The organism is Caballeronia sp. LP006, from assembly GCF_031450995.1.
Taxonomy (GTDB): Bacteria; Pseudomonadota; Gammaproteobacteria; order Burkholderiales; family Burkholderiaceae; genus Caballeronia.
Map to the genome: position 1 here is coordinate 821,456 of NZ_JARTVW010000003.1, position 25,693 is coordinate 847,148.

General features: G+C 60.5%; 25 protein-coding genes. 9 read left to right on the top strand and 16 right to left on the bottom strand.

Going from position 1 to position 25,693, the window contains the following annotated elements; all coding sequences use genetic code 11:
• Positions 1 to 13: 13 nt before the first annotated feature.
• The 3 genes from P9250_RS08355 to P9250_RS08365 all read right to left on the bottom strand — a co-directional run bounded on the left by P9250_RS08355 (position 14) and on the right by P9250_RS08365 (position 3,119).
• Positions 14 to 850 (bottom strand): enoyl-CoA hydratase-related protein, encoded by an 837-nt coding sequence (locus P9250_RS08355; protein WP_310392338.1) that lies wholly within the window; start codon positions 848 to 850, stop codon positions 14 to 16.
• 45 nt (positions 851 to 895) lie between these two features.
• Positions 896 to 2,113 (bottom strand): CoA transferase, encoded by a 1,218-nt coding sequence (locus tag P9250_RS08360; protein ID WP_310392341.1) that lies wholly within the window; start codon positions 2,111 to 2,113, stop codon positions 896 to 898.
• 109 nt (positions 2,114 to 2,222) lie between these two features.
• Positions 2,223 to 3,119 carry a LysR substrate-binding domain-containing protein gene (locus P9250_RS08365; protein ID WP_250527779.1) on the bottom strand — a complete coding sequence of 299 codons (897 nt, stop codon included), beginning with the start codon at positions 3,117 to 3,119 and terminating at the stop codon, positions 2,223 to 2,225.
• A 376-nt stretch (positions 3,120 to 3,495) separates the two neighbouring features.
• Between P9250_RS08365 and P9250_RS08370 the strand changes: the two genes are divergently transcribed.
• Positions 3,496 to 4,014 (top strand): Dps family protein, encoded by a 519-nt coding sequence (locus tag P9250_RS08370; RefSeq protein ID WP_244830484.1) that lies wholly within the window; start codon positions 3,496 to 3,498, stop codon positions 4,012 to 4,014.
• An 88-nt stretch (positions 4,015 to 4,102) separates the two neighbouring features.
• On the opposite strand, the gene P9250_RS08375 is transcribed toward P9250_RS08370, so the two are convergent.
• Complete coding sequence (locus P9250_RS08375) at positions 4,103 to 4,777, bottom strand: HAD family hydrolase (RefSeq protein WP_250494711.1); 675 nt, start codon at positions 4,775 to 4,777, stop codon at positions 4,103 to 4,105.
• A gap of 526 nt (positions 4,778 to 5,303) precedes the next feature.
• Between P9250_RS08375 and P9250_RS08380 the strand changes: the two genes are divergently transcribed.
• The 3 genes from P9250_RS08380 (at position 5,304) to P9250_RS08390 (ending at position 9,749) form a co-directional block, all read left to right on the top strand.
• Positions 5,304 to 6,857, top strand: a complete 1,554-nt coding sequence (locus P9250_RS08380; protein ID WP_310392343.1) for a histidine kinase dimerization/phosphoacceptor domain -containing protein — start codon at positions 5,304 to 5,306, stop codon at positions 6,855 to 6,857.
• Positions 6,858 to 7,626: 769 nt separating this feature from the next.
• Positions 7,627 to 8,409 carry a GNAT family N-acetyltransferase gene (locus P9250_RS08385; RefSeq protein WP_310392346.1) on the top strand — a complete coding sequence of 261 codons (783 nt, stop codon included), beginning with the start codon at positions 7,627 to 7,629 and terminating at the stop codon, positions 8,407 to 8,409.
• Between the two features lie 332 nt (positions 8,410 to 8,741).
• Positions 8,742 to 9,749 carry a GNAT family N-acetyltransferase gene (locus P9250_RS08390; protein WP_310392347.1) on the top strand — a complete coding sequence of 336 codons (1,008 nt, stop codon included), beginning with the start codon at positions 8,742 to 8,744 and terminating at the stop codon, positions 9,747 to 9,749.
• Between the two features lie 50 nt (positions 9,750 to 9,799).
• Here P9250_RS08390 and P9250_RS08395 read toward each other — a convergent pair whose 3' ends face one another.
• The 3 genes from P9250_RS08395 to P9250_RS08405 form a co-directional block, all read right to left on the bottom strand.
• Positions 9,800 to 10,558 carry an alpha/beta hydrolase gene (locus tag P9250_RS08395; protein ID WP_310392349.1) on the bottom strand — a complete coding sequence of 253 codons (759 nt, stop codon included), beginning with the start codon at positions 10,556 to 10,558 and terminating at the stop codon, positions 9,800 to 9,802.
• A gap of 179 nt (positions 10,559 to 10,737) precedes the next feature.
• Positions 10,738 to 11,493, bottom strand: a complete 756-nt coding sequence (locus P9250_RS08400; protein WP_310392351.1) for an alpha/beta fold hydrolase — start codon at positions 11,491 to 11,493, stop codon at positions 10,738 to 10,740.
• A 53-nt stretch (positions 11,494 to 11,546) separates the two neighbouring features.
• Positions 11,547 to 12,320: a 3-ketoacyl-ACP reductase gene (locus P9250_RS08405; RefSeq protein ID WP_250468234.1), complete on the bottom strand. Its 774-nt coding sequence runs from the start codon at positions 12,318 to 12,320 to the stop codon at positions 11,547 to 11,549.
• A 94-nt stretch (positions 12,321 to 12,414) separates the two neighbouring features.
• Here P9250_RS08405 and P9250_RS08410 point away from each other — a divergent pair, with 94 nt between their 5' ends.
• Entirely contained in the window at positions 12,415 to 13,323 is a 909-nt protein-coding gene (locus P9250_RS08410; protein WP_310392353.1) for a LysR family transcriptional regulator, read from the top strand.
• A 97-nt stretch (positions 13,324 to 13,420) separates the two neighbouring features.
• Here the strand turns inward: P9250_RS08410 and P9250_RS08415 are convergent, their stop codons facing one another.
• Together P9250_RS08415 and P9250_RS08420 are read right to left on the bottom strand one after the other, a co-directional pair.
• Complete coding sequence (locus P9250_RS08415) at positions 13,421 to 14,290, bottom strand: alpha/beta hydrolase (protein WP_310392355.1); 870 nt, start codon at positions 14,288 to 14,290, stop codon at positions 13,421 to 13,423.
• Entirely contained in the window at positions 14,280 to 15,041 is a 762-nt protein-coding gene (locus P9250_RS08420; protein WP_310392357.1) for a sugar phosphate isomerase/epimerase family protein, read from the bottom strand. The genes P9250_RS08415 and P9250_RS08420 overlap by 11 nt, the downstream gene beginning before the upstream one ends.
• A gap of 447 nt (positions 15,042 to 15,488) precedes the next feature.
• On the opposite strand from P9250_RS08420, the gene P9250_RS08425 reads away from it, so the two are divergent.
• On the top strand, positions 15,489 to 16,844 hold the full coding sequence (locus P9250_RS08425; protein WP_310392359.1) for an aromatic acid/H+ symport family MFS transporter: 1,356 nt from the start codon (positions 15,489 to 15,491) through the stop codon (positions 16,842 to 16,844).
• 36 nt (positions 16,845 to 16,880) lie between these two features.
• Here the strand turns inward: P9250_RS08425 and P9250_RS08430 are convergent, their stop codons facing one another.
• Entirely contained in the window at positions 16,881 to 17,474 is a 594-nt protein-coding gene (locus P9250_RS08430) for a LysE family translocator (RefSeq protein ID WP_310392361.1), read from the bottom strand.
• Between the two features lie 100 nt (positions 17,475 to 17,574).
• Here P9250_RS08430 and P9250_RS08435 point away from each other — a divergent pair, with 100 nt between their 5' ends.
• A complete protein-coding gene (locus P9250_RS08435; protein ID WP_250468229.1) occupies positions 17,575 to 18,453 on the top strand; it encodes a LysR substrate-binding domain-containing protein in 879 nt (292 codons plus the stop codon).
• Positions 18,447 to 19,151, top strand: a complete 705-nt coding sequence (locus P9250_RS08440) for a hypothetical protein (RefSeq protein WP_310392364.1) — start codon at positions 18,447 to 18,449, stop codon at positions 19,149 to 19,151. Before P9250_RS08435 ends, P9250_RS08440 begins: the two co-directional genes overlap by 7 nt.
• 12 nt (positions 19,152 to 19,163) lie before the next feature.
• Here the strand turns inward: P9250_RS08440 and P9250_RS08445 are convergent, their stop codons facing one another.
• Both P9250_RS08445 and P9250_RS08450 read right to left on the bottom strand, forming a co-directional pair.
• Positions 19,164 to 20,147 (bottom strand): aldo/keto reductase, encoded by a 984-nt coding sequence (locus P9250_RS08445; RefSeq protein WP_310392764.1) that lies wholly within the window; start codon positions 20,145 to 20,147, stop codon positions 19,164 to 19,166.
• Complete coding sequence (locus P9250_RS08450) at positions 20,147 to 20,572, bottom strand: cupin domain-containing protein (RefSeq protein ID WP_244830502.1); 426 nt, start codon at positions 20,570 to 20,572, stop codon at positions 20,147 to 20,149. The genes P9250_RS08445 and P9250_RS08450 overlap by 1 nt, the downstream gene beginning before the upstream one ends.
• A 106-nt stretch (positions 20,573 to 20,678) precedes the next feature.
• On the opposite strand from P9250_RS08450, the gene P9250_RS08455 reads away from it, so the two are divergent.
• Complete coding sequence (locus P9250_RS08455) at positions 20,679 to 21,572, top strand: LysR family transcriptional regulator (protein WP_309845405.1); 894 nt, start codon at positions 20,679 to 20,681, stop codon at positions 21,570 to 21,572.
• Positions 21,573 to 21,681: 109 nt separating this feature from the next.
• Here the strand turns inward: P9250_RS08455 and P9250_RS08460 are convergent, their stop codons facing one another.
• The 4 genes from P9250_RS08460 to P9250_RS08475 all read right to left on the bottom strand — a co-directional run bounded on the left by P9250_RS08460 (position 21,682) and on the right by P9250_RS08475 (position 25,687).
• Positions 21,682 to 22,935, bottom strand: a complete 1,254-nt coding sequence (locus P9250_RS08460; protein WP_310392367.1) for an arsenic transporter — start codon at positions 22,933 to 22,935, stop codon at positions 21,682 to 21,684.
• On the bottom strand, positions 22,932 to 24,170 hold the full coding sequence (locus tag P9250_RS08465) for an MFS transporter (protein ID WP_310392368.1): 1,239 nt from the start codon (positions 24,168 to 24,170) through the stop codon (positions 22,932 to 22,934). Before P9250_RS08465 ends, P9250_RS08460 begins: the two co-directional genes overlap by 4 nt.
• A 112-nt stretch (positions 24,171 to 24,282) precedes the next feature.
• Positions 24,283 to 24,831: a hypothetical protein gene (locus P9250_RS08470; RefSeq protein ID WP_250494695.1), complete on the bottom strand. Its 549-nt coding sequence runs from the start codon at positions 24,829 to 24,831 to the stop codon at positions 24,283 to 24,285.
• A gap of 52 nt (positions 24,832 to 24,883) precedes the next feature.
• Complete coding sequence (locus P9250_RS08475) at positions 24,884 to 25,687, bottom strand: hypothetical protein (RefSeq protein WP_250468222.1); 804 nt, start codon at positions 25,685 to 25,687, stop codon at positions 24,884 to 24,886.
• Positions 25,688 to 25,693 lie beyond the last annotated feature (6 nt).

The window sequence follows — 25,693 nt, forward strand, 5'->3', positions numbered from 1 at the left end:
CCAGTTGGTCATGTCAGGCGGCGCCGCCTTCGCCGCGCGGCGCCTTTCGTCGGGCCTGCTGCTCGATGAATGCCGACACCGCCTGCTTGTGCTCGTTCCCGCACAGCAAGATGGCCTGCATGTTCGCCGCCAATTCGAGCGCGGCGGGCAACGTACAGTGCGACGACTCGCGCACCAGCTTCTTCGACATACGCAGCGCGAGCGGCGGACTGCCGGCAATGCGCCGCGCAAGCGCGAGCGCTTCGCTATCCAGCATGTCGTCGGGATAGACGTTCGCGACGATACCGAGCCGCCTGGCCTCGTCGGCATCGATGAATTCGCTGGTCAGCGTCAGTTCGAGCGCCTTCGCAGGTCCCACGATGCGTGACAGAAACCACGCGCCGCCGATACCGGAAACCAGGCCGAGTCGAAGGAAGCTCTCGGCGAAGACCGCGCGCGCGCCGGCGACCCGGATATCGCACATCAGCGCCAGGTCGCAGCCTGCGCCGACCGCCGCGCCGTTCACCGCACAGATCGACGGCACCTCCATTTCGCCGAGCGCGCGCGTGATCCGGTGCAGACTCGTACGCAGGCGTTCACGCACTTGCTCGACGCCGCCGTCCATTAGATCCTTGCCGCTGTGCATGTCCTTGACGTTTCCGCCCGTGCAGAAATGCTTCGACGACGATCGCAGCAGCAGGCAGTGCACATCGGCCCTGCGATCGACGGTTTCGAGCACGTCCGATAACGCTTCGGTCATTGCCACCGTGAGGGCGTTGCCATTCGCGGCGCCATCGAGCGTGACGGTCATCACGCCTTCGTCGACTGTGTAGCGCACGAGCGGCGCATCGCCGCGTTCCATGTCCTGCATGGTCTGTCTCCTGAGGTAAATGCGTTCTTGTCCGACGCCGCGCGCCTACGTCGTACCGGCATGCGCCGCGCTCGCGCGTATCACGCCGGCGCTCAGCAACGCGGCGATTTCCTCTTCCTCGATGCCGTAAAACCCCAGCATGTCGAGCGTATGCTGACCCGTCGTCGGAGCGGGCGTCTCGTCGGGCGGGGCTGAATCGGATGGCCCGAGCGCGAAGCCGTGGCTCTGCATACGGCCCGCGACCGGATGCTCGACCGTGCGGGCAATGCAGCTCTCGCGATACTCCGTCGTCTCGATGACCTCGCGATACGTGGTGACGGGCGCGCAGAGAATATCTCTAGCCGAGAGCAGGTCGATCCACTCGCCCGTGCTCCGCCGGGCGAAATGCGCGTCCAGAATCGTGTGAAGTTCGGCACGGTGACGCACGCGGGCGTCGTTGGTGGCGAAACGCGCATCCGCTTCGAGGCCGGGCGCATCGAGCAACTCGCACAACGCACTCCAGCGGCCGGGATGGTAGGCCACGACCATCATCCATCCGTCGCGGGTGCGGAAGGCTTCGTTTGGGCACGCATACGGCGCCGCGCTGCCGACTTTCTCCGGGTCCGCTCCTGACGCAAAGAACGCCGCGAAGCTGATCTGCTGCAGCATCAGCGTTGCGTTGTAGAGGCTCACGTCCAGGTGTTGCCCCGTTCCGTTCAAGCGCGCCGTGTGCAACGCGCCCAGCACGGCGATCGTGGCGAGATAGCCGCCCATCATGTCGGCTACCGGCACCGGCACTTTCAGCGGATCGCCGTGCGCCGTCCCGAGCGTGCTCATGAGTCCGCTCACGGCCTGTATCACGCCATCGACGCCGGGCCGCTTCGTGTTCTCGCCGCGTTGACCGAATGCCGAGATCGAGCAATAGACGAGTTTCGGATTGGCGGCGCGCAGCGCCTCGTAGTCGAGGCCCAGCGACGCCATGACGCCCGGCCGAAAATTCTCGACGAGCACGTCCGCGCGGCGCGCCATGGTCGCGACGGTCCGCCGCCCGGCGTCGGTCTTGAGATCGATGGCAAGGCTGAACTTGCCGCGATTGACGCTCATGAACGTCGGGCTCACGCCGTTCTGCCATGGCGGCCCTATCTGCCTGCCGATTTCGCCGCCAGGCGGCTCGATCTTGACGACGTGCGCGCCGAGGTCGGCGAGCGTCATCGAACAGACCGGTCCCGCCAGCACATGCGAAAAGTCGAGGACGCGCACGCCTTTCAAGCTATCTCGAATCATTGTCGTGGTCCTGTCTCCGGGTCCGACGTTGCGTCGAACCATGGCGCAGATTAGAGCCGCGCCATCACCGGAACAATCGACATTTTCGAAACGAGGCTTTGAGTTTTTGTTAAGAGGTGCCGCTAGTCTGGACGAGCGAGATCAACCAGTCGCGGAAGGTCGTCAAGGCTGCGGAAGGACGGCGCGTGGCGGCCCACGCGAAGTAATAGGTATACGCGCCACGGTCGAGCTCGAAGCGAAATGGCGCGACCAACTGGCCGCTGTCGAGTTCGGCCCGGACCAGCGCTTTTTGCGCGATTGCCACGCCATGACCTTCGATTGCGGCCTGATACGCCAGCAGTGAGGTTTCATAGCGCATTTCGCGACGGCGCCCATCGAGCGGGAAGCCCGCCGCCTTCATCCACAGCGCCCAGTCGTCGGCGCGCGCGAGCGAATGCAGGAGCGTCTCGCCTTGCAACCTGCCGCGCGCACGGGTCTTGCGCGATGGCGCGGCGACGGGCACGAGTTCATTGGGAATGAGCCTTTGTGCGGAAAGACCGGGCCACTTGCCGTCGCCGAGCTGGATGCCGCCGTCTATATCCTCACGCTCGAAATTGAGCGGTGCCGACGACGTGGTGAGTTGGACATCGACGTCCTCATGCTGGCGATGAAAACTGGCGAGCCGCGGAATGAGCCAGCGCACCGCGAACGTCGCGGGGCATCGAATCTTGAGCACCTGCGAGCGCCGCCCTGCCCCGCGAATGCTGTCGGTTGCCTGGCGCAGTCCTTCGAAAAACGGCATGAGTTCGGCGAGATAGCGCGCGCCCGCCGAAGTCAGTTCGAGCCTGCCCCTGACGCGCTCGAACATTTCCACGCCAAGAAACCCTTCCAGCGCTTTTACTTGCCGGCTGACGGCCGCCGGTGTCACGGCGAGTTCGTTCGCCGCTTTCGAGACGCTCAGAAGACGTCCGGTAGCTTCGAAAGCGCGTATCGAATTCAGAGAAGGCAGCAGCGCGGGACGGTCCATGAACTTCTGCGTGATTTACGGAGGTTCTAATACTGACGTAAAAGCGCGGCTAATGCACTCCGTCTGCGGCGGTACTTCAAGTGGCTAATGCAACCTCGTTTTAACTTCTTGATGATGTAATCGGAATATTCGTCGCGCCGGATGAACACGGTATCAATAACTCGTCGTCTTCTTTGGATTGAACGCCTCAAGCAGCGGCGACAATGGCCCGCTCTGATTTTGGTGATTAACCGTCTCACGGCATACGCGTTCCATGCCGACTCCTCGAAATCGAGTCGCCACGCTTCTTATGTTCGGGAGATTGGCAGCCGGTTGGGTACGTCGTTTGCGCCATGGCTCCTGCAAGACGACACTAAACACTTTCCTGGAGTTAAAGATGGCAACGACGGACTCGAATCGCGCTGGCGAAAAGAACCTGACCACCCCGACCGACCTCGGCAACGACGCCCGCACGGAGGTATCCGCAGGATTGACCCAACTTCTCGCGGACGTCTTCTCCTTGTTCGTCAAAACGAAGAACTTCCATTGGCATGTGAGCGGCCCGCACTTTCGCGATTACCACCTTTTGCTCGACGATCAAGCCGCCTTGGTCTTCGCAATGATCGATCCGGTCGGAGAACGCGCTCGTAAGCTGGGCGGAACGACCTTGCGCTCGATTGGGCAAATCGCCTCGCTCAAACGACTAGGTGACAACGATGAGGCGTTCGTCGCGCCCGAAGCGATGCTGGATGAATTGCGCCAAGATAACGAACTGCTGATCAAATTCATGCGTGAACTCCACGAACTTTGCGACGACAAGGATGACGTGGCAACGGCAAGCCTGCTCGAGAACTGGATCGATCAGACCGAAGAACGGGTGTGGTTTCTCTTCGAAACGACTCGTCATACGCGCTGAATTCCCAGGGAAAAGCACGGTCGCACGTGCCGACGCACGGTGCGCAGGGCATGGACGCGACCGTTAGCCTGTTTCCCCCTGGCTTCGCTCACTTATCCGGATGGGTTGCAAGCTCGCTCATGTGAGCCAGCATATCGGCGGGGTCGACGAATACGTGCAAGGCCCCTGCCCGCTGCAGCTCGGCCTCGCCCACACCGCCCGACTGCAGCCCTATTCCGTAGGCATGGCAACGGCGCGCGCCAAGCAAGTCCCAAGTGCTGTCTCCGACGACATAGCTGTATTCGATTGCAACACCTAGCTGCTTGGCTGCGGCCATGAACACATCCGGCTCCGGCTTGCCATGCTCGACTTCGCTGCTGGTTGCAACCACGGCCGTTTTGGCATCGATGCCCAGCTTTTCGAGGTTTGCCGCAGTTGCTTCCGGGCTTCCGCTGGTTGCGATGGCCCACGGTATATCGGCCTTGGTCAAGGCAGCAAGCAACGCCTGCGCGCCCGGCAGAGGCAATATCTGCGGCGACAGTTCCTTCAACAGTTCGCCCTGCCGACGCTTTACGCGATCAATGCAGTCCGCCGACGTTTCGCCAGCGATCTCCCGAAAAATCTGCGCTGCGAACAGTTCGCTACTCATCCCGATTTTTCGATGGATTCTCGATCCAGGCAGCGCAAGGCCCTCGCTCGCAAGCGCTTCGGTCCAGGCGGAGACGTGTTGGTAGACGCTGTCGACGAGCGTTCCATCGAGATCGAAGATAAAGGCCGTTTTCATCGTGTATTCCTGAAGCATGCCGGTTGACTGAAAAGCTACTTGGAGATGCGAACGCGTGACGGGCTGCGCCTCTCTTTCCTCCCTGTCGAGATCCGACATGACCCGCGCACGCGCGCGGGCGCTTGCAGTTTGCCGATGTTGACTAGCGTCGAAGTGTGAGTTGAGCCGTTTTCCCGGATGCTAGATGTTCGGCATCCTTAGGTCCAACCCCAAAGGCTCACGCTTGCCAGGGGTCTTCCCTAACGCTGCGCACGATGGATGCCTGGGCGTGTGTCACAACTGCTATCCACTCCGATTTGCTTGGTGCGCCGCTAAAAATGCGGCATTCATTCGCCTTGAGGTTGCGCATGACGGTCGCTTTCACTGACAATCACCAAGCCACTCGTTCGGGACGTGTCCGGGCCGTCGATCGAAAAGTTATTCAGGAGATCGAGGTTTGACCCCAGAATACACACTGCCGCGATAGCGTCCGGCATACCGCCTTCAAAAAGACTGTTCGAGCAGACTGATCTCGTCGAGGAATGACATGGCCCCGAATTCGCAGCGAACGCCGGCGTCGGTATCGTCGAAGCTGGTTGCACAACGTCTGCGCAAGCAACAGGAGCTGGCAGTTGCGTTTGGCGCCACGGCTTTCGGGTTGCTTCACTTCCCTAAGGTTCTCGACGAGGCATGCCGGGTCCTGTCCGAGGGAATGAATGCGCAGCATACAAAAGTGCTGCGCTACGTCGCCTCAAATCACACGCTCATCATGACGGCGGGTATTGGATGGGACGACGAGGATTGGCTCATTCCAGTGGAAGCGGAAGCGAGTAATCCTGCTGGGGCGGCGTTCCTCACGCGCCGCATCGTCGTAAGCGGCGACATCGACGTGGACAAGCGATTCAACGTTCCTCCAATCATGGCCCGGCATGGACTCAAAAGCGCGATCAATGTCCCGATTCAAGGTATGGGAGAGCCGTTCGGCATTCTCGAGGTGGATAGCACGCATAGCCATGCTTTTGCCGATGTCGACGCGGTGTTCATTTCGGCTATCGCCAACATCATTTCCTTCTGCCGGGAACAGAGCCTGGCCGAGGACGGACTCGGCGCGGCACAACGCTTTTCACCTCAACTCGTGGGTGCGAGTTCCGACTGCGTGTTGCTGGTGACGACGGACGGAAAAATCGAATTTGCCAACGAAGCCTGCCAATCCGCATTTGCATTCGAGGAAGGCTCCAACCTCGTCGGGGCTGCTCACACCGCGTTATGGCACGACGATGACCAAGCACGCATTGCACAGGCCGTTCGCGCAGCCATTGCAGGGAAGTCCACGCGCGTCGATGGGCGCAGCGCGTCTGCCATCATCGGCGACGAGCAGTCGTGGGATGTATCCATTTCCCCCGTGCTCAATGAGCACGGCGCCATTACCGGCGCGTTGATGGTGCTGCGGAACATCACGGAATGGCGCTCGCATGAAGACGCGCTCGTCAAGATGGTCTCATCGCAGGAAGCCAGGCTGGAAGACTCGGCTCTGGCAATCAAGGAAGTGCATCATCGCGTCCGCAATAGTCTCCAGTTGGTGCAGACTCTTCTCTCGCTGCAGGCAAGTTTGGCAGCAGACGCAACCGTCAAGCATCAACTCCAGGCAGCGGCCACGCGAGTGGATTGCATTGGATCGGTACATGAGCGTTTGTATTCGACGGATAACGCCTTGAAAACCGATGCGCAGGATTATCTAAGCGGCGTGGTCGATCACATAGCCGAATTAGACCCAGGCAGATCGATCTCGGTCGATGCGAGAGGCGTCTCGTTGAGCGAGACGCAGATGACCACATTGGGACTCGTCGTGGCTGAAATGACGATGAACGCGTTGAAGTACGGTCGTGGGCATATTCATGTGGGTCTGACGGACGAGACGGGTAATCTGATGTTAGTGGTCGAGGATGAAGGCAACGGCTTTCCGGAGAATTTTCCTACGCCTAGCGGGACCGGTCTCGGAATGCGCTTGATTCAGCGGTTCAGTGGCGCGTCTGGAGGCAGCGTCCGGGTCGACAGGTCGGTTTCGTTTAGTCGACTGGTTGTAACGTTCACCAAGAGGTGATGGGCGACAGGCCAGCGACGGATCGAGAGCGCAACGTTGCTCTTAACGATGGTGTGAAATTCCTCATCGGCCGTCGATTGTCACAGCGAACGCGGGATGCTACATCAGCGCGCCGCCAACGACGCTCGCAGCAGCGCCGTGGTCCCGGACCTGCTAGCTTGCATGCCATGACAACGCAATTGTCCGAGCTTTCCTGACGTGCATTGTTTGGTCGCGCACAGAGTCCTGAATCCGCACGCGTAATATTCCGTAAGCATCTATTTAGCGCGGAGCCGATTGGACGAATGCCGTATTGCGGATTCGGTCCACTACGCGCGTCGAGATTCAATAAAACAAAGCGAGCATGCCCGCGGTCCACCGACTGTGAGTGTACGTGCGCGTATAAAGATTTCACCGGGGGTGTCGCTGTTTCATGACACGTCACTAAACTAAAAGAACTCATTCTGACCAAATGCAATCGTCAATTCTTGCCAAGCCTCCCAACGCGGACGAGACAAGACTTTCTGCGCCAGATAAGTCCATTAACGAATCGACACTCCGTGGATTGGCAGGTAAAGATCGACAAAGCTCCAAGCCGTCCGCTTTGCCAGAAAGAAAAGCGAAATCAGAAAGCGCCGCCCTCGCTCCTCGATCAGTCTTTCATGAACCGTGGTGGCTCGATATTGCAACCGATGGCAATTGGCGGTCAGCCAAAGTCCGGCGCGGCGACGAAATTGTCGGCGAGATGCCGTACTCGCTAAGCCGCAAAGGACTCTGGCGCACCTCGCAAATGCCACCGCTCACACGGACGCTCGGACCGGCTTTCAAGATCAATGAAACCGATAAGACGCGCGCGATGCTGGATCGCATCAGCATCACGGAAGAACTGATCGGGCAGATTCCCGACGTCCACAGCTTCTATCAGATCTTCGACCCGCGCGTGGAAGATGCCCTTGCGTTCGGCCTGAATGGCTTTACCGTGGCGACGCGATATACGCTGCAGTTCTCCGCCGATCGCTCCATCGAGGAACTCTGGAAAGGTCTGCATTACAAGACTCGCAATATGATTCGTACCGGTCAGAAGTTCGTGACCGTGAAGCCACTCGAACCTGCGCAATTCAACCGGTTCTACGAAAACAACCTCGAAGCACGCAGTCGTTCGAATGTCTATGGATCGAGCGTGATGCAACGACTCGTCGATGCTTTCGTCGAGCGCGGCGCGGGATATCTGCTTGGCGCCTTCGACGCGACCGGCGCGCTCGTCGCCGCGATAGGCGTCACCTTCGACAATCATGCCGCGTATTACATGCTGTCTTCGCGCACGCGGGATGCTCATGGCGGTGCGATCAGCGTGCTCGTCTGGCAGGCTATCGAAGACGCCATGAAACGACAGTTGACCTTCGACTTCGACGGCATTCCCAACGCAAGCACGTTCCGCTTTCTTAGCGGGTTCAAACCCGTGCTCAAGCCACGCATCGTGATCGAGCGGCATAGTCCCGTCTGGTCGATGGCCAAGGCAGGCCGCCGTCTGATTCGCCCGAGAAAATCGGACTGGTTCGTCTCGACGGTTTGATTGAACGCCAGGGGTGCGCTCGAGCATTTCATAGAGAACGGGGTCTGTGTCTTCCGCAAGGAAGCACATGGCAGCGGTAAATCCAAAATAACAAATCGGCCAACGTTATGCAGCGACTGAACGGCAATGCAACACGCCAGCAGACTGGCATCAGCATCATCAGCGATCCGGAAAACTTTCTTGCACTCCGCGACGAATGGAGCTCGCTATGGTCCCGTATAGGCGGACATCATTACCAGTCATTCGACGTTTGCTGGCTCTGCTGGACGCGAGTAGCCAAGCCGCGTGGCGGTAGCTTGCATTGCATCGTATATCGGGAGCGCGGAGAACTCGTGCTCGTCTGGCCTCTGGTGCGCCGCCGACGCTCGCTCTGGACGATCCTCGAGCCGCTGGCATCGGGAACGGCCGACCATACGAGCATCCTCGCATCGACCGGATCGGAAGCGGCTATCGAAGCTGCGTGGCAGGCCGCCAGCAAGGGAAGCCGCATCGATCTGTTCTCGATTCCCTACGTGAGCAAAGGCACGCGGCTCGACCGTCTTGCGTCGGGGCACGGCGGTCTCGTCGTAGCCAGACAGGACATCTCGGCTCTGGCGCTCCTGCGCCAGGAACCCGACTGGACGGCGTATTGCAAAACGCTCTCCACGCTATCGAAGAAAAAGCCCGGCGCGCTGGAGCGCCGCTTCATGAAAGAGGGTGCGCTTGAAATCAAGGTGCTCGACGCTCGGGATGTGAGCGAGCATCGCAAATGGGTCGATTGGATGCTCGCGCAAAAGCGGCAATGGGCCGAACGAAACGGCAAGGATGGCCCGTGGCTGCAATCGGAGGGATACCGCGACTATCTGGTCGATCTGCTCGATGGAAGCCGTGGGAAGTCGTCGGCATTGATGTTCGTGATGACCCTCGACAATGCACCGGTGTGCGCCAACATGGTCGGACTGGCGCTGACTTGCGCAAGTGGTCTGATCGCGGGCTTCGATCCGAGCTTCGCCAAGTTCTCGCCCGGCGCCATCATGATGGAGCGCTGCGTCAAGTGGGCATGGGAGAACCAGATGGATCTCGATTTCGGCGTCGGATCGGAACCCTTCAAGGCTTACTGGAGTCGCGGCAACGTTCTTCACAACACGAGTTTCGAACTCGCGCTCTCCCCGTGGGGACGAGTCGCTTTCCTTGCGAAAGATTGCTTGAAGAAGCTGGCCGAGTGGAAGGCGTCGCGAGCGAATGGCAGCGAGGCGCAAGGATCGGTTCAGCCAGCCGATGCCGACATGGCAAAGTTTCCGTCCTCGCTGCCGGGGAAAAGCGTTGCAGGTCTCACGCGCTCGGGAATGAGTGCGCAATGAGCTAGCGCGATGGCGCTACTCGCTCAGCGGCTGCGAGCGCGCAGCGCTCGTCAGTGCTCGCAAAATTGTCTCAGCGCCGCGACGAGCAATTCGGGTTGTTCCTCGGCGAGAAAATGTCCGCACTTGGGCAGCGAACCGCCGCGCACGTTGTCGGCGACGGCGCTCATTCGGCTGACCATGTGCGGGCCCCAACGCTTCTCGCCGCCCAACGCGAGAACCGGGACGCTTGCCGGCAACCGCGCCGCCGCGCGGTTATCTATGACATCCTGAGGGAATTGCCGATACATCTCCATCGCCGCCCGGAACGCGCCGGGATGCATATAGGCACGCACATATTCGTCCATGTCGCGTGCCGATATGGCAGCGGGGTTATCGGTTCGATCGTTGATGAATGCGCTGATATAAATGCGCTCACGACCACCGCAAATCAGGGCTTCCGGCAGGAATGGCTTCTGATGAAACGAGAAGTGAAAGAGCAAAGGGCTCGATGCGATCTCATCCCAATCGCCGATGCCCGGAATGGACGCGTCGAGCACGGTGAGCGAACGCACGGGAAACTGCCATGCGAAGGCGTAAGCGACCATCGCGCCGATATCGTGACCGACGACATGGGGCGGCTCGTCGCCGAACTTCCTCACCAGACCGAAGAGGTCTGCCGCGAGTTGCTTTTTCGTGTAGCCCGCTTCCGTCTTGTCGGAGAAGCCCACGCCTCGAAGATCAGGGACGATCAAAGTAAAGTCTTCGCCGAGCGGCAGGAGCACGCGGCTCCATTCCCACCAGTTCTGCGGGAAGCCATGAATCAGAAGCATGATTGGCGCTGTACCAACGGGCCTTCCGCCGGTCACGTAGTGCAGTTTCACGTCTCCGACAATGTCTGCGTCATGCCGGAACCCGTCGGGGAGAACGTCTGGGGAAAATTGTCCTTCTGAAAACATCTGCATACTCCGGATCGAGTTATTGCATCAATTGAGAAGCGAACGCTCAAGGCTTAGCTGATCGCCGCGCCGATGATTTCCGCAAGCTGCGCGGGTTGCGAGAAGAATGGTGAGTGGCTCGTCTCGATGGTCACGACCTCGGCGCCCGGCACATCGGCTTGCATACGCCGTTGTTGCGCGATTGGAAGAGCGAGGTCCTTCGTGCATTCGATGAAGACTCGCGGAATCGATCCATAACGCTCCTTCGTCGTGTCGATCCGCGCAGCGTAAGGCGCCGTGGCATTGATGCGGGCAACGTTGGCCGCGGCCACGGCCACGTCCCGATCGCTGCAATCACCATAGAACGACGACCGCACTTTGCGGACGTCATCGACGTTCAACGCGACGCCCTTGCCATCCGGCGTTGCATTCACAATCTCGAAGAGCGCTTTGACCGAAGGATCGTTCGTATAGCCGTCGGATAGAAGGTAATCGTTCGCCGATGTGCCCGGCGGCGTCATGAACGCAGCAAGGTAGATGAGCTTGCTGATCTTTTCCGGATATTTCTCGGCAAGGTAAGTGAGCGACACGCCTCCCATGCTATGTCCGAGCAACACGAAAGGCTCGTGCGCGCTTTCGAGCAACGCGGCAACGGACGCCGTGTAGTCGGCCATGTCTTCGACTTGATCGTAGGTTGCGGGATCGAATCCGTGCGATTTCAAGTCCGGGTGGATGACGCAGTGTCCGCGCGCTGCAAGCAACGTGGCCACCTTCTGAAAACAACCGCCCCAATGCCATGCGCCGTGTATCAACACGATGGTTTGCTTCATATGAGCGCTCCTGGGAATGTGTTTAATCGCGAGTGATGTCGATGCACGCTGGTCTACAAACGATTCATATGCATCCCGGCGTCGAGCTCGAAGGCACTTCCCGTCGAGAAGGCGAACGTTCCGATGGCAAGCGTCGCGACCGCGCGTCCGATGTCGTCGGGCGTGCCCCATCGGCGAATCGGCGTAAGTCCATCACGTATGCGTTCGTCGAAACTGGCCGCCGAAACCGACGTCATGTCGGTGCGAATGATGCCGGGACGAATCTCGTGAACCGCGATGCCATGCTCGGCAAGACGCGTGGCGAAGAGCTTGACCATCATCGAGACGCCCGCTTTGGAGATGCAATATTCGCCACGGTTGATGCTGACGGTTTCCGCGCTCGTCGATGAAATGCACACGATGGATCGATACAAACTCGAATCAGGCTCATTCAGCATTCGACGCGCAATCCGCTGCGTCAGAAAGAAGGGGCCGCGCAGGTTGATGTCGAGATTGCGATCGTAGCTTTCGACCGAGACATCGAGCAGGTCACCGCGCGAAAGCACGGACACGCCAGCATTATTGACGAGCGTGTCGATGCGTCCGAACGCGGACCACGCGCGCTCAGCGAGGTCGTCCTGCTCGTTCAGCTCGGCGATATCGCCTAGCGCCATCGCCCATTTGCGGCCTCTTGCTTCGACTCCCGCGATGGTTTCCCGCATGGCGTCGTCATCGCACAGATCGTTGATGACGATGTCGAATCCGGCATCCGCGAGATGCCAGACAATGCCTCGGCCGATGCCTCTTCGACCGCCTGTGACCATCGCGACTGGCGCGTTACGCTTCATGCAATCTCCCTGGCTGGTTCATGTTGTTCGTCGACCATCGGTTTCGAATGCTAATCTCGTCCGGTGCTTCGAACCTATCGATCGGATAAAGACAATGTCAGACATCGACGTCAAGCTGCTCACCGTCTTCGCGGAGACCTACAAGACGGGCAGCGTCTCGCAGACGGCAGTCAACCTCGGTCTCTCGCAACCGACCATCTCGTTCAATCTTTCAAAGCTGCGCGAGCACTATCGCGATCCACTCTTCGTGCGTTTCCCTCATGGGATGGAACCCACGCCATTTGCCACCGACCTCTACGGACGAGTGCTCGACCTGCTTGCGTCGTTCGAGGTCGTCTCGAAGTACCAGACCCAATTCGACCCCGCACTGGCCAATCGCGACTTTCATGTGGCATTGACCGACGTTGCACAGAACGTGTTGCTGCCTCGCTGGCTCAACCGGCTACGTTCGATTGCGCCCGAGGTCAAACTGACGATAAGTCATATCGCCGACGAAACGGCTGGCTTGATGCAGACTGGCGAAGTCGAACTTGCTATCGGCTACATGCCTCAACTCAACGAAGGCTTCTATCAACAACGGCTGATGGAAGAAACGTATATCGGCATCATCGCCGCGGATCATCCAAGACTTAGCAGCCGGCCGAGTGTCGCCGAGTTCCTGGCGGAAGGACACATCGCGGTTACGCCATCGGGCACGGGTCACTCCATTCTCAACCGTGTCTTGCGAGAGATGCGTCTCACGCGAAGGGTCATGCTCGAAGTACCCAGTTACCTCGGCGTTGCTGAAATTGCGGCTCGCACCGATCTCGTCGCAATGATCCCATCACGACTTGCCGTACTCATGCTCAAGGAAAAATCGATTCGATCGTTCGCGTTGCCGTTCGATCTTTCGGCTTATGTGGTGAAACAGCATTGGCATTCGCGTAACCATCACGACTCGGGGCATCGATGGCTGCGTTCCGTCGTGGCAGATCTCTTTCTCGAAGACTCGACGTCATCGTAACCTTGAGTCGAGTATCGGCAGATAGTGAAGTGGTGTCCATAAAGCCAGCTTGATAAGCCTTATCCAATCCATCGATAGGCGCGCAACGGACAGTGCGCTATCTTTGAAGAACGAACTGCCGCACGGCATCGGCGAATTCCGCAGGTCTTTCTTCCGGCACGTAATGACCGCAATCGTCGATAAGCCTCTCCGTCACGTTCGATGCCACGCGACGCAACGTGTGGGCCGATGCCGGTCCGTATCCCCATTGCGCGCCGATGGCGAGGCACGGCGTCTGAAGCGGCGAACGTCCCCAGACCGCGTTGTCCTTTCTATCGAGCGGTAGCGTGCGGTAATAGCTGAAGGAACAGCGCAAAGCGCCGGGTCGCGCCAATGCGCGCGCATAAACTTCAATGTCGTCGCGGCTGATCGAGTCGGCATCGAACACGCCGACCGTCTCCCGATGCACGAAGTGATCGACGAACAGGAACTCGCGGCCGCTCACGAGCGACTCTGAAATATCCCCGGCCATGTTGAAGCCAAAATGCCAGCTACCGCCGCGCGAAACGTCCATGGCCTCTTCTTGCCCGAATGCCGGAAGACTGCTCTCGACGAAGACGAAGTGACTGACCGCATCCGGCCACTGAGCGGCATATGCATAGGCCACGTGCCCGCCGAGATCGTGCCCGACGATAGCCACTTGCTTCACGCCGAGCGCTTCGACCAGATCATGCAATCTGCGAGCGATGGTCTTCTTGTCGAAACCGGACTCGGGCTTCGAGGAATCGCCGAAGCCCGGAAGATCCGGCGCGATGACATCGAAGTCACGGCTCAACAGCGGCATGACGCGCCGCCATGCCCATGAGGTTTGCGGCCATCCGTGCAGCAAGAGCAGCGTCGGCCTGCCGTCGGGCGTTCCGCTACGCCGGTAAGCCAGCCGAGCATCATGCAGGCGATGGGAGCGCAGCGACGTGTTGTCATCGGTCATGGTGAGGCTCCTGCGTACCGCTCAGGCCCTGCGCGGACGCGCGCAGATCGTCCAGTGGCGTCGAAGAGATGATCTCCAGAACCGGGACACCGGAGAAGTCCACGTCGTTCAGAGCCTTGAGGATCTCGTCGAAGCGCACCGAGCCCAAACCCACGCGGTCGTGGCGCCATTGACTGCGTGTGCCGTCGGACAAGTGCAACTGGCCAAGGCGTGCCGCGCATTGCCTGACTGCATCGGCCTGATCTTCTCCAACGAACTCGGCGTTGGACACGTCATAGGCGATCAGGAGCCTCTCGTGCGGCAGAGCATCGAAAAAGGCGAGCATCGCGGCGGTCGTGGGAACAGGCGTTTGCGGATGAAGCTCGACGTAAAGCTTCTGATCGAGACGTTCCGCCACGCGCAGAAGCTGCTCCAGGCTATCGCACAGCAGAAGCTCGGTGTCCTTTTTCGGCGGAGGAAAGAGCGAAGACACCCTGCCCGGCACGACGACGATTGCCCCGCAGCCCAAGTCCGAAGCGAGTTGCATCGTGTCGATGTAGAGATCGACGGAGTATTGCCTGAACGGCTCGACCCGGCTTACCAGATTCAGATCGAGCGCAGGCAGGTTCAAAGATTCGATCCGAAGGCCTTCGCTTCGCAGCGTACCGGCAAGACTCGATCTATCGGCAGCGGATAGTTCATCCGGCCAAAGATGACCGGGTACGACCAACGCATCGAAGTCGTTCAGGCCGATCTCCTGCATCTTTCGCATGGCGCCAAGCGCCGTCTCTTCCCACATGAATGAGAAGGTGCTGCCTCCAAAGGATCGCGCGAGTTTTTGCATGCCTTCCTCAAGCCGAAGTTGCAATGAACTCAATTGTGAACGTGTTTCCTTAAAGGAACAAGCAGTCTAACTTGCTGTCCATGAGATTTGGCGTCTTTTCTCCAGAAAAAATCACGTGAAGCGCAAACCAATTGGACAGCAGGCACTTCGGGAAAAACCCTCGTTTGTTTCCATACAAGAACTCATGGATAAAAATCGTTGACTTCCAATTGCTGAAACTTTAAACAGAGAGGATCGCTTCGATAAAGACGCAGCCTCGACATGTGCTCATTCGCGTTTCATGAGGACGATGAGAAGGTCATCGTCGACTGCATCGAATACATGCGTCGTCTGCCTGAGGCAGCGTCGCAACAATCACGACACTAGGAGACAGCGATGAGCAGTGCGGTAAAGCAATTGAACGTCCAGCGGTTCCTGGATACGAGGCCATTCAGCGGCTTTCATTGGAAGATCCTTTTGCTGGGACTCGTCGTCCTGATTCTCGATGGCTTCGATGTAGTCGCGATGGGATTCATCGCACCCGCGCTCATCGCCGACTGGAAGATCAGCCGGGCCGCGCTCGGGCCAGTGTTGAGCATGGGATTATTCGGCCTCGCGATCGGCGCGCTGACGGGGGGTCCGTTGGCCGACCGCTTCGGCCGTCGCAAGGTCATCATCGCCGCAGTCATCTTCTTCGGCGTGATGAGTCTCGCCTCGGCCTGGTCGCCGAACATCGAAGTGCTTTCGGTGATGCGTTTTCTGACTGGACTCGGCCTCGGCGCATCGCAGCCGAACGCCGCGACGCTTGCTTGCGAATATGCGCCGGAGAAGCATCGTTCGGTCATGGTAACGGTCATCTATTGCGGCTTCACGCTTGGCGCGGCGGGCGGCGGCTTCCTCTCAAGCTATCTCGTGCCGACTCACGGCTGGCATTCCATACTGGTCGTCGGCGGCATCGTGCCGCTTCTCTTCGCGGTTCTGCTGTTCTTCGTTTTGCCGGAATCCGCGAAGTTTTTAGCTCTGAAGCACGAGGGACGCACGGCGCTTGCGAAGATCATCAACGAAATTCAGCCCGGCACGGTAAACGGTTCGACCGGCTTCGTGACGCCCGAACGCGAACACGCCGGCAAGGGCGTGATTCGCCTCATCGTGTCGAAACCGCATACCACGGTCACGCTCGCGCTCTGGGTCGGGCTCTTCATGAACTTGATGACGGTCTACTTCCTGAACAGCTGGCTGCCGATTATCGTCAAGGACAACAACTTCTCGCTGGCTGACGCGGCGCTCGTCGGCGCGATGATGCAAGTGGGCGGCACGCTCGGGAACATCGTCATCGGCTGGGAGATGGATCGCTTCGATTCGCGCAAGGTCATGATCGCGACACTATTCGGGGCGCTCGTCTTCACGGTGGCGGTGTCGCAGATGAACGTCGGGCTAGCCGGTCTCATCACGCTCGTGTTCCTGCTCGGTTATTGCACGAACTCCACGAACACCGGCTGGACGGCGATGGCCGCGAGCTACTACCCAACGGAGATTCGAGCGACAGGCACGAGCTGGATGACGGGCATCGGCCGCTTCGGTGCCATCTCCGGTGCGTCGGTCGGTGCGGTGCTTCTGAGCTTCAAGTGGAACTTCGGGCAGTTGTTCCTCTTCTTGACGGTGCCGATTGCAATCGCCATCGTCGCTGCGTATGTCCAAGGCCGCGGCCGGGGGAACGCAGCGCCGGTGTTGCGCGACGCCACCATGCATTGATGATGGGCTCTGCTGCTGGCCGAAGGCGCTGCATCGTCATCTCCAGATCGACAAGACGGATGCGGCCAGCAGCAAACCCATCGCAAGATTGACCACGCGCCAATGACGCGGCGTTCTAAGCAACCGTGCAAGCAATGCACCGAGCGCGCACCACAATACGAGCGACCCGCATGCCGCAACGCCGAAGGCCGCGCCGAGGAGAATCGCAAGCCGGTTGGGACTGTCCGCTGCTAGCGCGAAGGACGCCGCGGCGCCGACGGTCATCGCCCAGCTTTTCGGGTTGAGCCACAAGAGCAGCATGCCGTTGATCAACGTGACCGGCCGCGCGGGACCGCTGTTCTCATTCGGCGGTCCGCTTCGGGCGACGCGCCATGCCAGCCACAACAAGTACGCGGAACCAAGCGCTTTCACGGCGGTTTGCAGCGCGGGCATCGCCAGCAAGATACCGGCAAGCCCGAGTGCGGCGAACGCGCCGAGCACGGCAAGACCGATGGCGATGCCGAGCATCAACGGGATCGAGCGCATGAAGCCGAAGCGCGCGCCAGACGCGGTGGCAAGTGTAGTGGCGCCGCCGGGCGTGATGGTCGCGACGACTGCGAAGAGAAAAAGCGGGAGGTTGAGGGAGGCCATGAACATGCGTGCGGGTATCGAGACTTGCACTCTACTGATCGCCCACGCATCAGCAAAACCAAAAATCTTGATGGCACGCATTACGATGCATAATGCGTCGATGCCTCGAAACTTCGATCTCGATCTCATCCGCACCTTCGTCACCGTGGCCGACAGCGGCAGCATGACCGTTGCCGCGAATCGGCTGCACATGACGCAAGGCGCCATCAGCCAGCAAGTCAAACGGCTTGAAGACTTGCTCGACTGCCTCTTGTTCGTGCGCAAGACGCGCAAGCTCGAACTCTCACGCAAGGGTGAACAGTTCCTCGTGAAGGCGCGCCAGTTGATGCGGCTCAACGACGATATTTGGTCCGACATGACCGGGCAGTCGTTAAGCGGCAGCCTTCGCGTTGGCGTGCCCTACGACCTCGTCACCGCGCTCGCGCCCGCGATGAAATCGTTCGCCGATGCTCATCCGCACGTGGAAATTTCGCTGGTATGCGGCGCATCACGCGAACTGCGCAACGCGTTGAACAGCGGTCTGGTGGATGTGTCGCTCGTCGAATACGTTGCGAGCGAGGCCGAAGGCGAAGTGATCCGCATCGAGCCGCTCGTGTGGGTGACGGGCCGCGGCAGTGAAGCGTGGCGCAAGCGCCCATTGCCGCTGTCGATGGTCGACGAACGCTGCGCCTTCCGTCCGATGGTGCTGCGCGCGCTCGCGGACGAAGGCATCGCCTGGCGCACGGTGTTCGAGAGCGGCAACATCGAGGCGACCGCAGCCACCGTGCGGGCGGGCCTTGCGATCACCGCATGGCTTGCCTTTACCGTACCCACCGACCTCGAAAGGCTTGCGCCTCATGAGTCCGGCTTGCCTGCCCTTCCGCCATTCGCCATCTGTCTGCAATTGCCGCAATCGATCCAGCCTGCCGCGCTGGAGTTTGCAACGTGCGTGCGCGAGTCGATGCGCGAGGATGTCGCCTTCCCGTTCGAGACATGCTGACTTCCTTTTTTCATAGCGGCGATGCCATCCGCAGCCGACGCGTGAGCGACATCGTTTTGTCGACCACACTCGACTTGCCCGAGCCGCCTGCAAGTCTCATCGCCGATTGGCAAAGAGAAGCGATGTCGCGGCTCGTTCTCGAACCCGGCGATGTCGAGGTCATACCATTGGCGCGAACTCGCGCGCGCTGGACGGACTACAAGCACTGCGTGCGAGCTATCGTCGACTGGACGAACGCGCTCGGACTACCCGGCGTGCTCGCCGCCAGCGACATAGCGCTCATGGCCTGTCGTGGCGCGAGATACCATCATGACGGAGCGCAATATGGCGGCGCGGCTTTTTGCAATCTCTTTCTGAGCGAAGACAAGGGTCTGGACGTGCATTTCCCCGCTGCGAGTCATCGCATTCCGTTGACCCGTGGAACCGCCATGATCTTCGATACGGGCCAGCCTCATGGCGTCATTCAACGCGATAGCGAAAGCTTCAACGTGTCCGACTTCGCGCCCGACGAGGACTACGTTCAAGTGTTCCTGAGCTGGGAACTTCCGATCGAAAACGCCTGCGTGGCACAAGCACTGCAAGTGGAGTTCGATGTGGATGGCGCGAGCTCGTCGCAACTGGATGACGAGCAAGTGTGGTTCGACGGCGCGCCAGCCGATGTGTGCCCGGAGACGGGTCGATGGCATCGGCTTGGCTGATCGGCAGGCGATTCATTTGCCGACACGCGCCTGCAAATGTGCGGGATAGCGTTCACCCTGTACGATGATATTCGCGAGCCGCGTATCGATATCGCGCAGATTGTCCGCCGTCAACTCAATGGAAGCACCACCGATGTTTTCCTTCAGTCGATGCAGCTTCGTCGTGCCGGGAATCGGCACGATCCACGGCTTTTGCGCGAGCAGCCACGCGAGCGCGACTTGCGCGGGCGTCGCGTTCAGACTCGTGGCGATCTGCTTGACCACGTCGACCAGCGCCTGATTTGCCTTGCGATTTTCTTCCGAGAAACGCGGGACGACATTGCGAAAATCGGTTTGATCGAAACCAGTGCTCGCGTCGATTGCGCCCGTCAAAAAACCCTTGCCGAGCGGACTGAACGGCACGAAGCCAATTCCGAGTTCTTCGAGCAGCGGCAGGATTTCTTTCTCGGGCTCACGCCACCATAGCGAATATTCGCTTTGCAAAGCCGCAACCGGTTGCACGGCGTGCGCACGGCGAATGGACTCGACGCCCGCTTCCGACATGCCGAAATGTCTGACCTTGCCTTCCTGAATCAGCTCCTTCACGGCGCCCGCGACGTCTTCCATTGGCACCTCGGGGTCGACGCGATGCTGATAAAGCAAGTCGATGCGATCCGTGCGCAACCGCTTGAGCGCCGCGTCCGTCACCGCGCGAATGTTGTCCGGCTTGCTGTTGACGCCCTTCTGCACGTCGCCGCCCTCGAAACCGAACTTCGTTGCGATCACGACTTGATCGCGGAACGGCGCAAGTGCCTCGCCGAGCAGTGTTTCGTTCGCGCCTTGCGCATAGGCTTCGGCTGTATCGAAGAAAGTCACGCCTTGCTCGAAGGCAGAGCGGATGAGTTCGATCGCATCGGCCTTCTCCGTTGCAGGGCCGTAGGCAAAGCTCAGTCCCATGCAGCCAAGGCCGATTGCCGATACTTCGAGTCCACTCTTCCCGAGAATACGTTGGTTCATCATGCGACTCCTTCGTCGTTTGCCGGCACGCCGCCGCGATACTGCTCGTCCGTGACCTTTTCCATCCAGTCGACGGGACTGCCGTCGAGCTTCTCGGCAATGGCGATATGCGTCATTGCCGTGGTGGCGGTCGCGCCGTGCCAGTGCTTCTCTCCGGGCGCAATCCAGACGATGTCGCCCGCTCTGATGTCCTCCAATGGTCCGCCATCGCGCTGCACCCAACCGCGGCCCGCGATCACGATCAGCGTCTGACCCAGCGGATGCGTGTGCCACGCGGTGCGCGCGCCTGGTTCGAACGTCACCGTTGCGCCGCCGATGCGCGCGGGTTCGTCGCCCGCAAACGGCGCGTCGATCCTCACCGTTCCGGTGAAATATTCAGCTGGGCCCGTCGCCGAGGACTGCGAGCCGCATTCGATGATCCGCATGTGCGTTCCTTGCAATAGTTGTCTCGACGTTCAATGTAGCAACGCGACTTCCTGCGATAAAGAGCTAAAATCGGCATGAAGTTAGAAGCCAGGCTTATAAATCATCATGGCACGTTCCGATCTGTCCGATATCACCGCGTTTCTCGCTGTCGCCCGCGAGGGCAGCTTCACGAAGGCGGCCGCGAAGCTTGGCGTTTCGCAGTCTGCGCTGAGTCAGACGGTGCGCAATCTCGAAGCACGGCTGGGCCTTCGCCTCCTGACCAGAACGACACGCAATATATCGCCGACTCAAGCTGGCGAACGGCTGATCCAGTCGGTCGGCCCCAGGCTCGATGAGATCGAGGCCGAACTAAGCGCGCTCACCGCATTGCGGGATACGCCGGCGGGCACCGTGCGCATCGCTGCTGGAGAACACGCGGCGGAAATGCTGCTATGGCCGGTGATAGAACGGCTTTTGCCCGACTATCCGGACATCACGATCGAGCTCTTCATCGACAACGGACTCACGGATGTCGTCGAACAGAGGCTCGATGCGGGCGTGCGGCTCGGCGAGCAAGTGGCCAAGGACATGGTTGCGGTGCGCATCGGTCCCGACGTGCGCATGGCCGTGGTCGGCACGCGCGACTATTTCGCCGCGCATCCGAAGCCGAAGACGCCGCGAGACCTGACGGCGCATAACTGCATCAACATCCGGCTGCCGACGGCCGGCGGCATTTATGCGTGGGAGTTCAAGAAAGGCGGACGCGAGTTGAACGTGCGCGTGGAGGGACAACTCGTCTTCAATAGCGCGACGATGGCCGTGAAAGCCGCGCTTGCGGGAGTGGGCCTCGCCTTCGTGCCCGAACAGCGGGTCTTATCGCAGATCGAAAGCGGTGCGCTCTTGCGGGTGCTGCCTGACTGGTGCCCGTCGTTTTCAGGTTTTCATCTTTACTATCCCAGCCGACGTCAGCCGACTCCTGCGTTCGTCGTCGTTGCCGATGCGCTGCGTCGCGGCGTATAGGTTCGCGGCGACCCGTGTGCCCGAACTCGGTCAGTCGAGGTTGAGCGGCTGCTCGTGCGGAGCGTGACTAGCCACGCGCTGCTCATTGTTTGTCTTCGAATGCCTGAGCTCAATTTCCGACTAAGAGCCGCGCGCCGAGGCTTAATAAGAGCGCGGGCAGCATGACAATCGCACCGACCTTCAGGAACTGCATGAAGCTCACTTCCTCGCCTTCGCGCCGGATGGACGAGAGCCAGAGAATGGTCGCCAGCGAACCGGTGATCGAGAAATTGGGACCGAGATCCACGCCGATCAGCAACGCATCGATCACGCGTTCGGGGCTATGTGCTTGCAGCACGGTCGCGCTTGCAATGAGACCCGCTGGCAAGTTGTTGATGGCGTTGCTGCCGAGCGCGATGACCACGCCCGACACCGCCGCCGTTACCGCCTGATTCTGCTGCGACGCGAGCGCCAGCAAATGCGAAAGCGCCGTGACGACGCCCGTATGCGCCAGCATCTCCACGAGCACGAAGAGGCCAGCCACGAGCGGCAGCACGCTCCACGATATCTCGCTCATCAGCTCGACCGGAGATTGACGTTCTTTCACGAGCACCACCAAAGCGGTGCCGATGCCGAGGATCGCGGTGGGCAGGCCGAGTTGCATGTCGAACGCGGAGACGGTGAGCAGAGCCACCGCCGTGACGCCGATGCCCGCGAGCGTCACTTTGCCGTTCGCGCTGAGCGGTTCGACGTTCAGATCGCGAGCGCACGAGCCAGCGAGTTCGTCGCGCTGCGTCCAGCGCAGCATGAAATACGTCGCAACGATCGACAACACCGAAGGCAAGGCAAATCGCGCAATCCACGAGCCCAGCGCGGGCGTGTGATTCGCGTAAAGCACGAGATTCGCCGGGTTCGAAATCGGCAACACGAAGCTCGCCGCGTTGGCGATGAACGCGCACACGTACAAGAGCGGCAACGGCTTCGTATGCGCCTTCCTCGCCGCAGCGAAAACAGCGGGCGTGAGCACGACGGCGGCGGCATCGTTCGAAAGGAACGTCGTCACCACGACACCGACGAGATACACGAGCAAAAGGAGCTTTCGGGGCGAGCCCCTGGCATGGTTCACGGCAAGCACCGCGATCCAGTCGAACAGGCCTTCGCGCCTGCCGAGTTCCGACAGCAGCATCATGCCGATGAGAAACAGGTAGACGTCGCTTCCCTTGCCTATCGCCTGCCACGCGAGATTCAGCGGTAGCAACCCGAGCGCGACGAGCAACACGGCGCCCGTGACCGCCCAGATCGCCTCGGGCCATTTGAAGGGACGCAGTATGACGCCGGCAGTCGCGGCAAGCCCGATGCCCCAGGAGAGAAAAATCGGATTCATGTAGCGAGAGAGGGTTCGTTGGCAGAATCGCGATGGATGCCGCATGCCTTCTTGAGCGCGCTGCCAAAGAATAGCCACAACAAGAGCGAGCCGATGGACACGGCTCCGAGTACGAGAAACGCAACCTTATAACCGAAGTGCTGGGCGAGCATGCCGCCGAGCGCCGGACTGAGCGCCGCGCCGATTCCCTGCACGGTCATCACCACGCCCTGCCCGACATTCACGCGCCCCGTGCCTTGCAGCAAGCGCACGACGAGCGCGGGAACGGCCACGCTTTGCAGCCCCGCGCCAATGCCGTCCAGCGCCTGCACGGGCCACACGCCCCAGGCGTTGATGAACATCGCCGCGACCAGACCGCGCAGCGGCAGTGCAAGAAAGGTGATGAGAATCACGCCCCAGTAACCTAAACGTTGAATGATCCGGCTTGCGAAAAACGCGGCGGCCACCATCACGAGTTGCGCGATGACGATGGTTTGCGCGGTAAAGGCGCTCGGATCGCCCTTGTGTGCGGCGACGACGGCAAGGCCATAGAGCGGCAACATCGCCGCATTGCCGAGGTGGAACATCGCGAGTGAAGCGGCAAGCAGCAGCAACGGCTTGCACGTGAGCAGCATGCGAAAGCCGCTTGCGTGCTCGCGCTCGCGCTCCTTCGAGGACGAAGCGCCGAGCCCGCGCGCACTATCGTGATCGATCGAATCTCGCCGGATCAGAAGCGTGGAGATCACGGTCATCGCGCCGAACAAGCCGGCGAGCACGAACACCGCGCCGAAGCCGAAACGCCAGCCGAGCCACCCCGAAAGCGCTGCGGCCACGACATTGCCTGCGTGATTGGCCACCTGATTGCGCCCGAACTGGCGGTCGAAACCGCGTTCGCGCACCATGCCGAGCGTGACGCCAGCCACCGCCGGACCGAGCGCCGCGCCTGTCACCGCCGTGAGGATCTGCGAGGCGGCGACCATCCAGTAATCGTGCGATACCCAAAGCACGAGCGAGGCGAGCGTCGTCATCACGCCTGCCACGACGATCAGGCCGCGCTTGTAACGCGTGGCATCGACGAGTGCGCCCGCTGGCGAGGTCGCGAGCATCCCCGCAATGCCGCCGAGCGTCATCACGGTTCCGATAGCATCCGTATGCCAGCCCTGAGCCTGCAAAAAGACCCCGAGAAATGGTCCGATGCCGGCTTGCACATCGGCCATGAAGAAGTTCAGGCCTTCCAGCGCGTAGAGAGGATTCATTGGGCGATCACCTCTTCAGGTGGTTCAGGCTTTGGTAATCATCGTCGAATGAAGCGTGCAGATCCCCGAAATGCACCCAACTCAGCATGTCGCTCTCCTCGTCGTGCTTGCTTTACGCGTCGATCAGTTCGGCGATCTCGTCCACTTCGATCGTGCAGCCATGACGATTCTTGACGCCATGCCCCCACGCCTGGACATGCGCGCCCGGAGTCAGATACGCGACCAGTTCGGCGGCGGCATGCGGCGGCATGCGCAGCGACGTGCCATCGTCGAGCAATGCGCCGCGCAACTCGCCCTTCGGACCGAAGAGCGAGAGCACGACTTCACCGCTCGCGTCGATCGGCTCGCGCTCGACGTGCGGCTTCTCATGCGGCTTGCCATCGTGATGCGGGCCTTCGTCGAGAATGACCTTGCCCGTCTTCGTCACGAGCGCGACCGCCGCAATCATGTCCGCGCCGCGCGGCTTCACGCCACGCACGCCGACTTCATCGCCCACGGCGATTTGCCGCGCGATCTGGCGCGACAGATGAGGCGGAAAATGAACCTGCCGCGCATGACGGGCGCCGAGCACGAAGCCATCCAGTTCGCCGTGCGGATTCAGAAGGAAGCGCGTCACGGTGCCACGCGTTTCGGGAAGGCTGTCAGGGTCGATCCAATGCATGTTTTGATTCCTCGTTCAGATGTCGATGAAAGTTCGCTTGTAACCGGCAGCTTCAAGGGTTGGCCGGAGCGCGGTCATAAAGCCGCGTGAGTTTTCCCGGTGCGCCGAATGCCGTTGCCTGAAGCGCGGTGCCGTACTGATTGCGCGTGCCGTAGCCTTGCGCGGATACCTTCGCGCCCGTGTGGACAAGACTCGGAAACTGCTGCGCGACCGGAGGCGTGAGCTTGATGACGGTGCCATCCGCGAGAATCACGCCGTCCGGTTCGCCGCGCGGAGCGGTCGTGACATGGGCCACTTGCCCCTGTGCGCTCAGATGCGCGAGCCCCGCGCCACGCAATTCACGCGGCATGGGTTGCGCGCCCGGAAGCGGCGGCGTATCGACGAGTTGCTGGCCGCTTCTCGAATCCGCGATGCGTTGTGCCTTGAGATTGCCGCCCGCATCGCGCAAGCCGCTGATTTGCACGCTGTCGCCGGGACGCATCGCGGAGACAAGCTGCGCGCTCATATGCGGCGGAAAGCGCACGAGCGCGCCGTCGTCGGTCAGAAAGCCGTCGACGTCGCCATCCGGGTTGGTGAGGAAGCGGGCCACCGTGGCCCGTGTGTCCACTGCCGTGCCGGCGTCAGTTGATTCGAGCGGAGCCTGACCAGGCGGCGGCGCGGGCATGGCAGTCGGTGCGGGCGCGGCGGCAACCGGCGGCGGTACGACGGGCGCCGCTGCCGGTGGCGCAACGGGTGTTGCCGCGGCTTGCGTCTGAGCGACGCAGCCTGTGCTGGTCACGAGCAAAGCGGCACAAGCCGCCGCGCCGAACACGCGAACAGCGTTGAGTTGAATGGGATACTTCGAGATCGATTGCATGACTCA

What these genes read in the sequence shown, in the direction of transcription:
- P9250_RS08450 (WP_244830502.1), bottom strand. Translation starts at nt 20,572, where the DNA reads ATGCGGATCATCGAATGCGGCTCGCAGTCCTCGGCGACGGGCCCAGCT.
- P9250_RS08460 (WP_310392367.1), bottom strand. Translation starts at nt 22,935, where the DNA reads ATGAATCCGATTTTTCTCTCCTGGGGCATCGGGCTTGCCGCGACTGCC.
- P9250_RS08445 (WP_310392764.1), bottom strand. Translation starts at nt 20,147, where the DNA reads ATGAACCAACGTATTCTCGGGAAGAGTGGACTCGAAGTATCGGCAATC.
- P9250_RS08410 (WP_310392353.1), top strand. Translation starts at nt 12,415, where the DNA reads ATGTCAGACATCGACGTCAAGCTGCTCACCGTCTTCGCGGAGACCTAC.
- P9250_RS08425 (WP_310392359.1), top strand. Translation starts at nt 15,489, where the DNA reads ATGAGCAGTGCGGTAAAGCAATTGAACGTCCAGCGGTTCCTGGATACG.
- P9250_RS08380 (WP_310392343.1), top strand. Translation starts at nt 5,304, where the DNA reads ATGGCCCCGAATTCGCAGCGAACGCCGGCGTCGGTATCGTCGAAGCTG.
- P9250_RS08375 (WP_250494711.1), bottom strand. Translation starts at nt 4,777, where the DNA reads ATGAAAACGGCCTTTATCTTCGATCTCGATGGAACGCTCGTCGACAGC.
- P9250_RS08365 (WP_250527779.1), bottom strand. Translation starts at nt 3,119, where the DNA reads ATGGACCGTCCCGCGCTGCTGCCTTCTCTGAATTCGATACGCGCTTTC.
- P9250_RS08405 (WP_250468234.1), bottom strand. Translation starts at nt 12,320, where the DNA reads ATGAAGCGTAACGCGCCAGTCGCGATGGTCACAGGCGGTCGAAGAGGC.
- P9250_RS08475 (WP_250468222.1), bottom strand. Translation starts at nt 25,687, where the DNA reads ATGCAATCGATCTCGAAGTATCCCATTCAACTCAACGCTGTTCGCGTG.
- P9250_RS08430 (WP_310392361.1), bottom strand. Translation starts at nt 17,474, where the DNA reads ATGGCCTCCCTCAACCTCCCGCTTTTTCTCTTCGCAGTCGTCGCGACC.
- P9250_RS08435 (WP_250468229.1), top strand. Translation starts at nt 17,575, where the DNA reads ATGCCTCGAAACTTCGATCTCGATCTCATCCGCACCTTCGTCACCGTG.
- P9250_RS08420 (WP_310392357.1), bottom strand. Translation starts at nt 15,041, where the DNA reads ATGCGAAAGATGCAGGAGATCGGCCTGAACGACTTCGATGCGTTGGTC.
- P9250_RS08415 (WP_310392355.1), bottom strand. Translation starts at nt 14,290, where the DNA reads ATGACCGATGACAACACGTCGCTGCGCTCCCATCGCCTGCATGATGCT.
- P9250_RS08360 (WP_310392341.1), bottom strand. Translation starts at nt 2,113, where the DNA reads ATGATTCGAGATAGCTTGAAAGGCGTGCGCGTCCTCGACTTTTCGCAT.
- P9250_RS08355 (WP_310392338.1), bottom strand. Translation starts at nt 850, where the DNA reads ATGCAGGACATGGAACGCGGCGATGCGCCGCTCGTGCGCTACACAGTC.
- P9250_RS08440 (WP_310392364.1), top strand. Translation starts at nt 18,447, where the DNA reads ATGCTGACTTCCTTTTTTCATAGCGGCGATGCCATCCGCAGCCGACGC.
- P9250_RS08395 (WP_310392349.1), bottom strand. Translation starts at nt 10,558, where the DNA reads ATGCTTCTGATTCATGGCTTCCCGCAGAACTGGTGGGAATGGAGCCGC.
- P9250_RS08455 (WP_309845405.1), top strand. Translation starts at nt 20,679, where the DNA reads ATGGCACGTTCCGATCTGTCCGATATCACCGCGTTTCTCGCTGTCGCC.
- P9250_RS08470 (WP_250494695.1), bottom strand. Translation starts at nt 24,831, where the DNA reads ATGCATTGGATCGACCCTGACAGCCTTCCCGAAACGCGTGGCACCGTG.
- P9250_RS08400 (WP_310392351.1), bottom strand. Translation starts at nt 11,493, where the DNA reads ATGAAGCAAACCATCGTGTTGATACACGGCGCATGGCATTGGGGCGGT.
- P9250_RS08370 (WP_244830484.1), top strand. Translation starts at nt 3,496, where the DNA reads ATGGCAACGACGGACTCGAATCGCGCTGGCGAAAAGAACCTGACCACC.
- P9250_RS08385 (WP_310392346.1), top strand. Translation starts at nt 7,627, where the DNA reads ATGCCACCGCTCACACGGACGCTCGGACCGGCTTTCAAGATCAATGAA.
- P9250_RS08465 (WP_310392368.1), bottom strand. Translation starts at nt 24,170, where the DNA reads ATGAATCCTCTCTACGCGCTGGAAGGCCTGAACTTCTTCATGGCCGAT.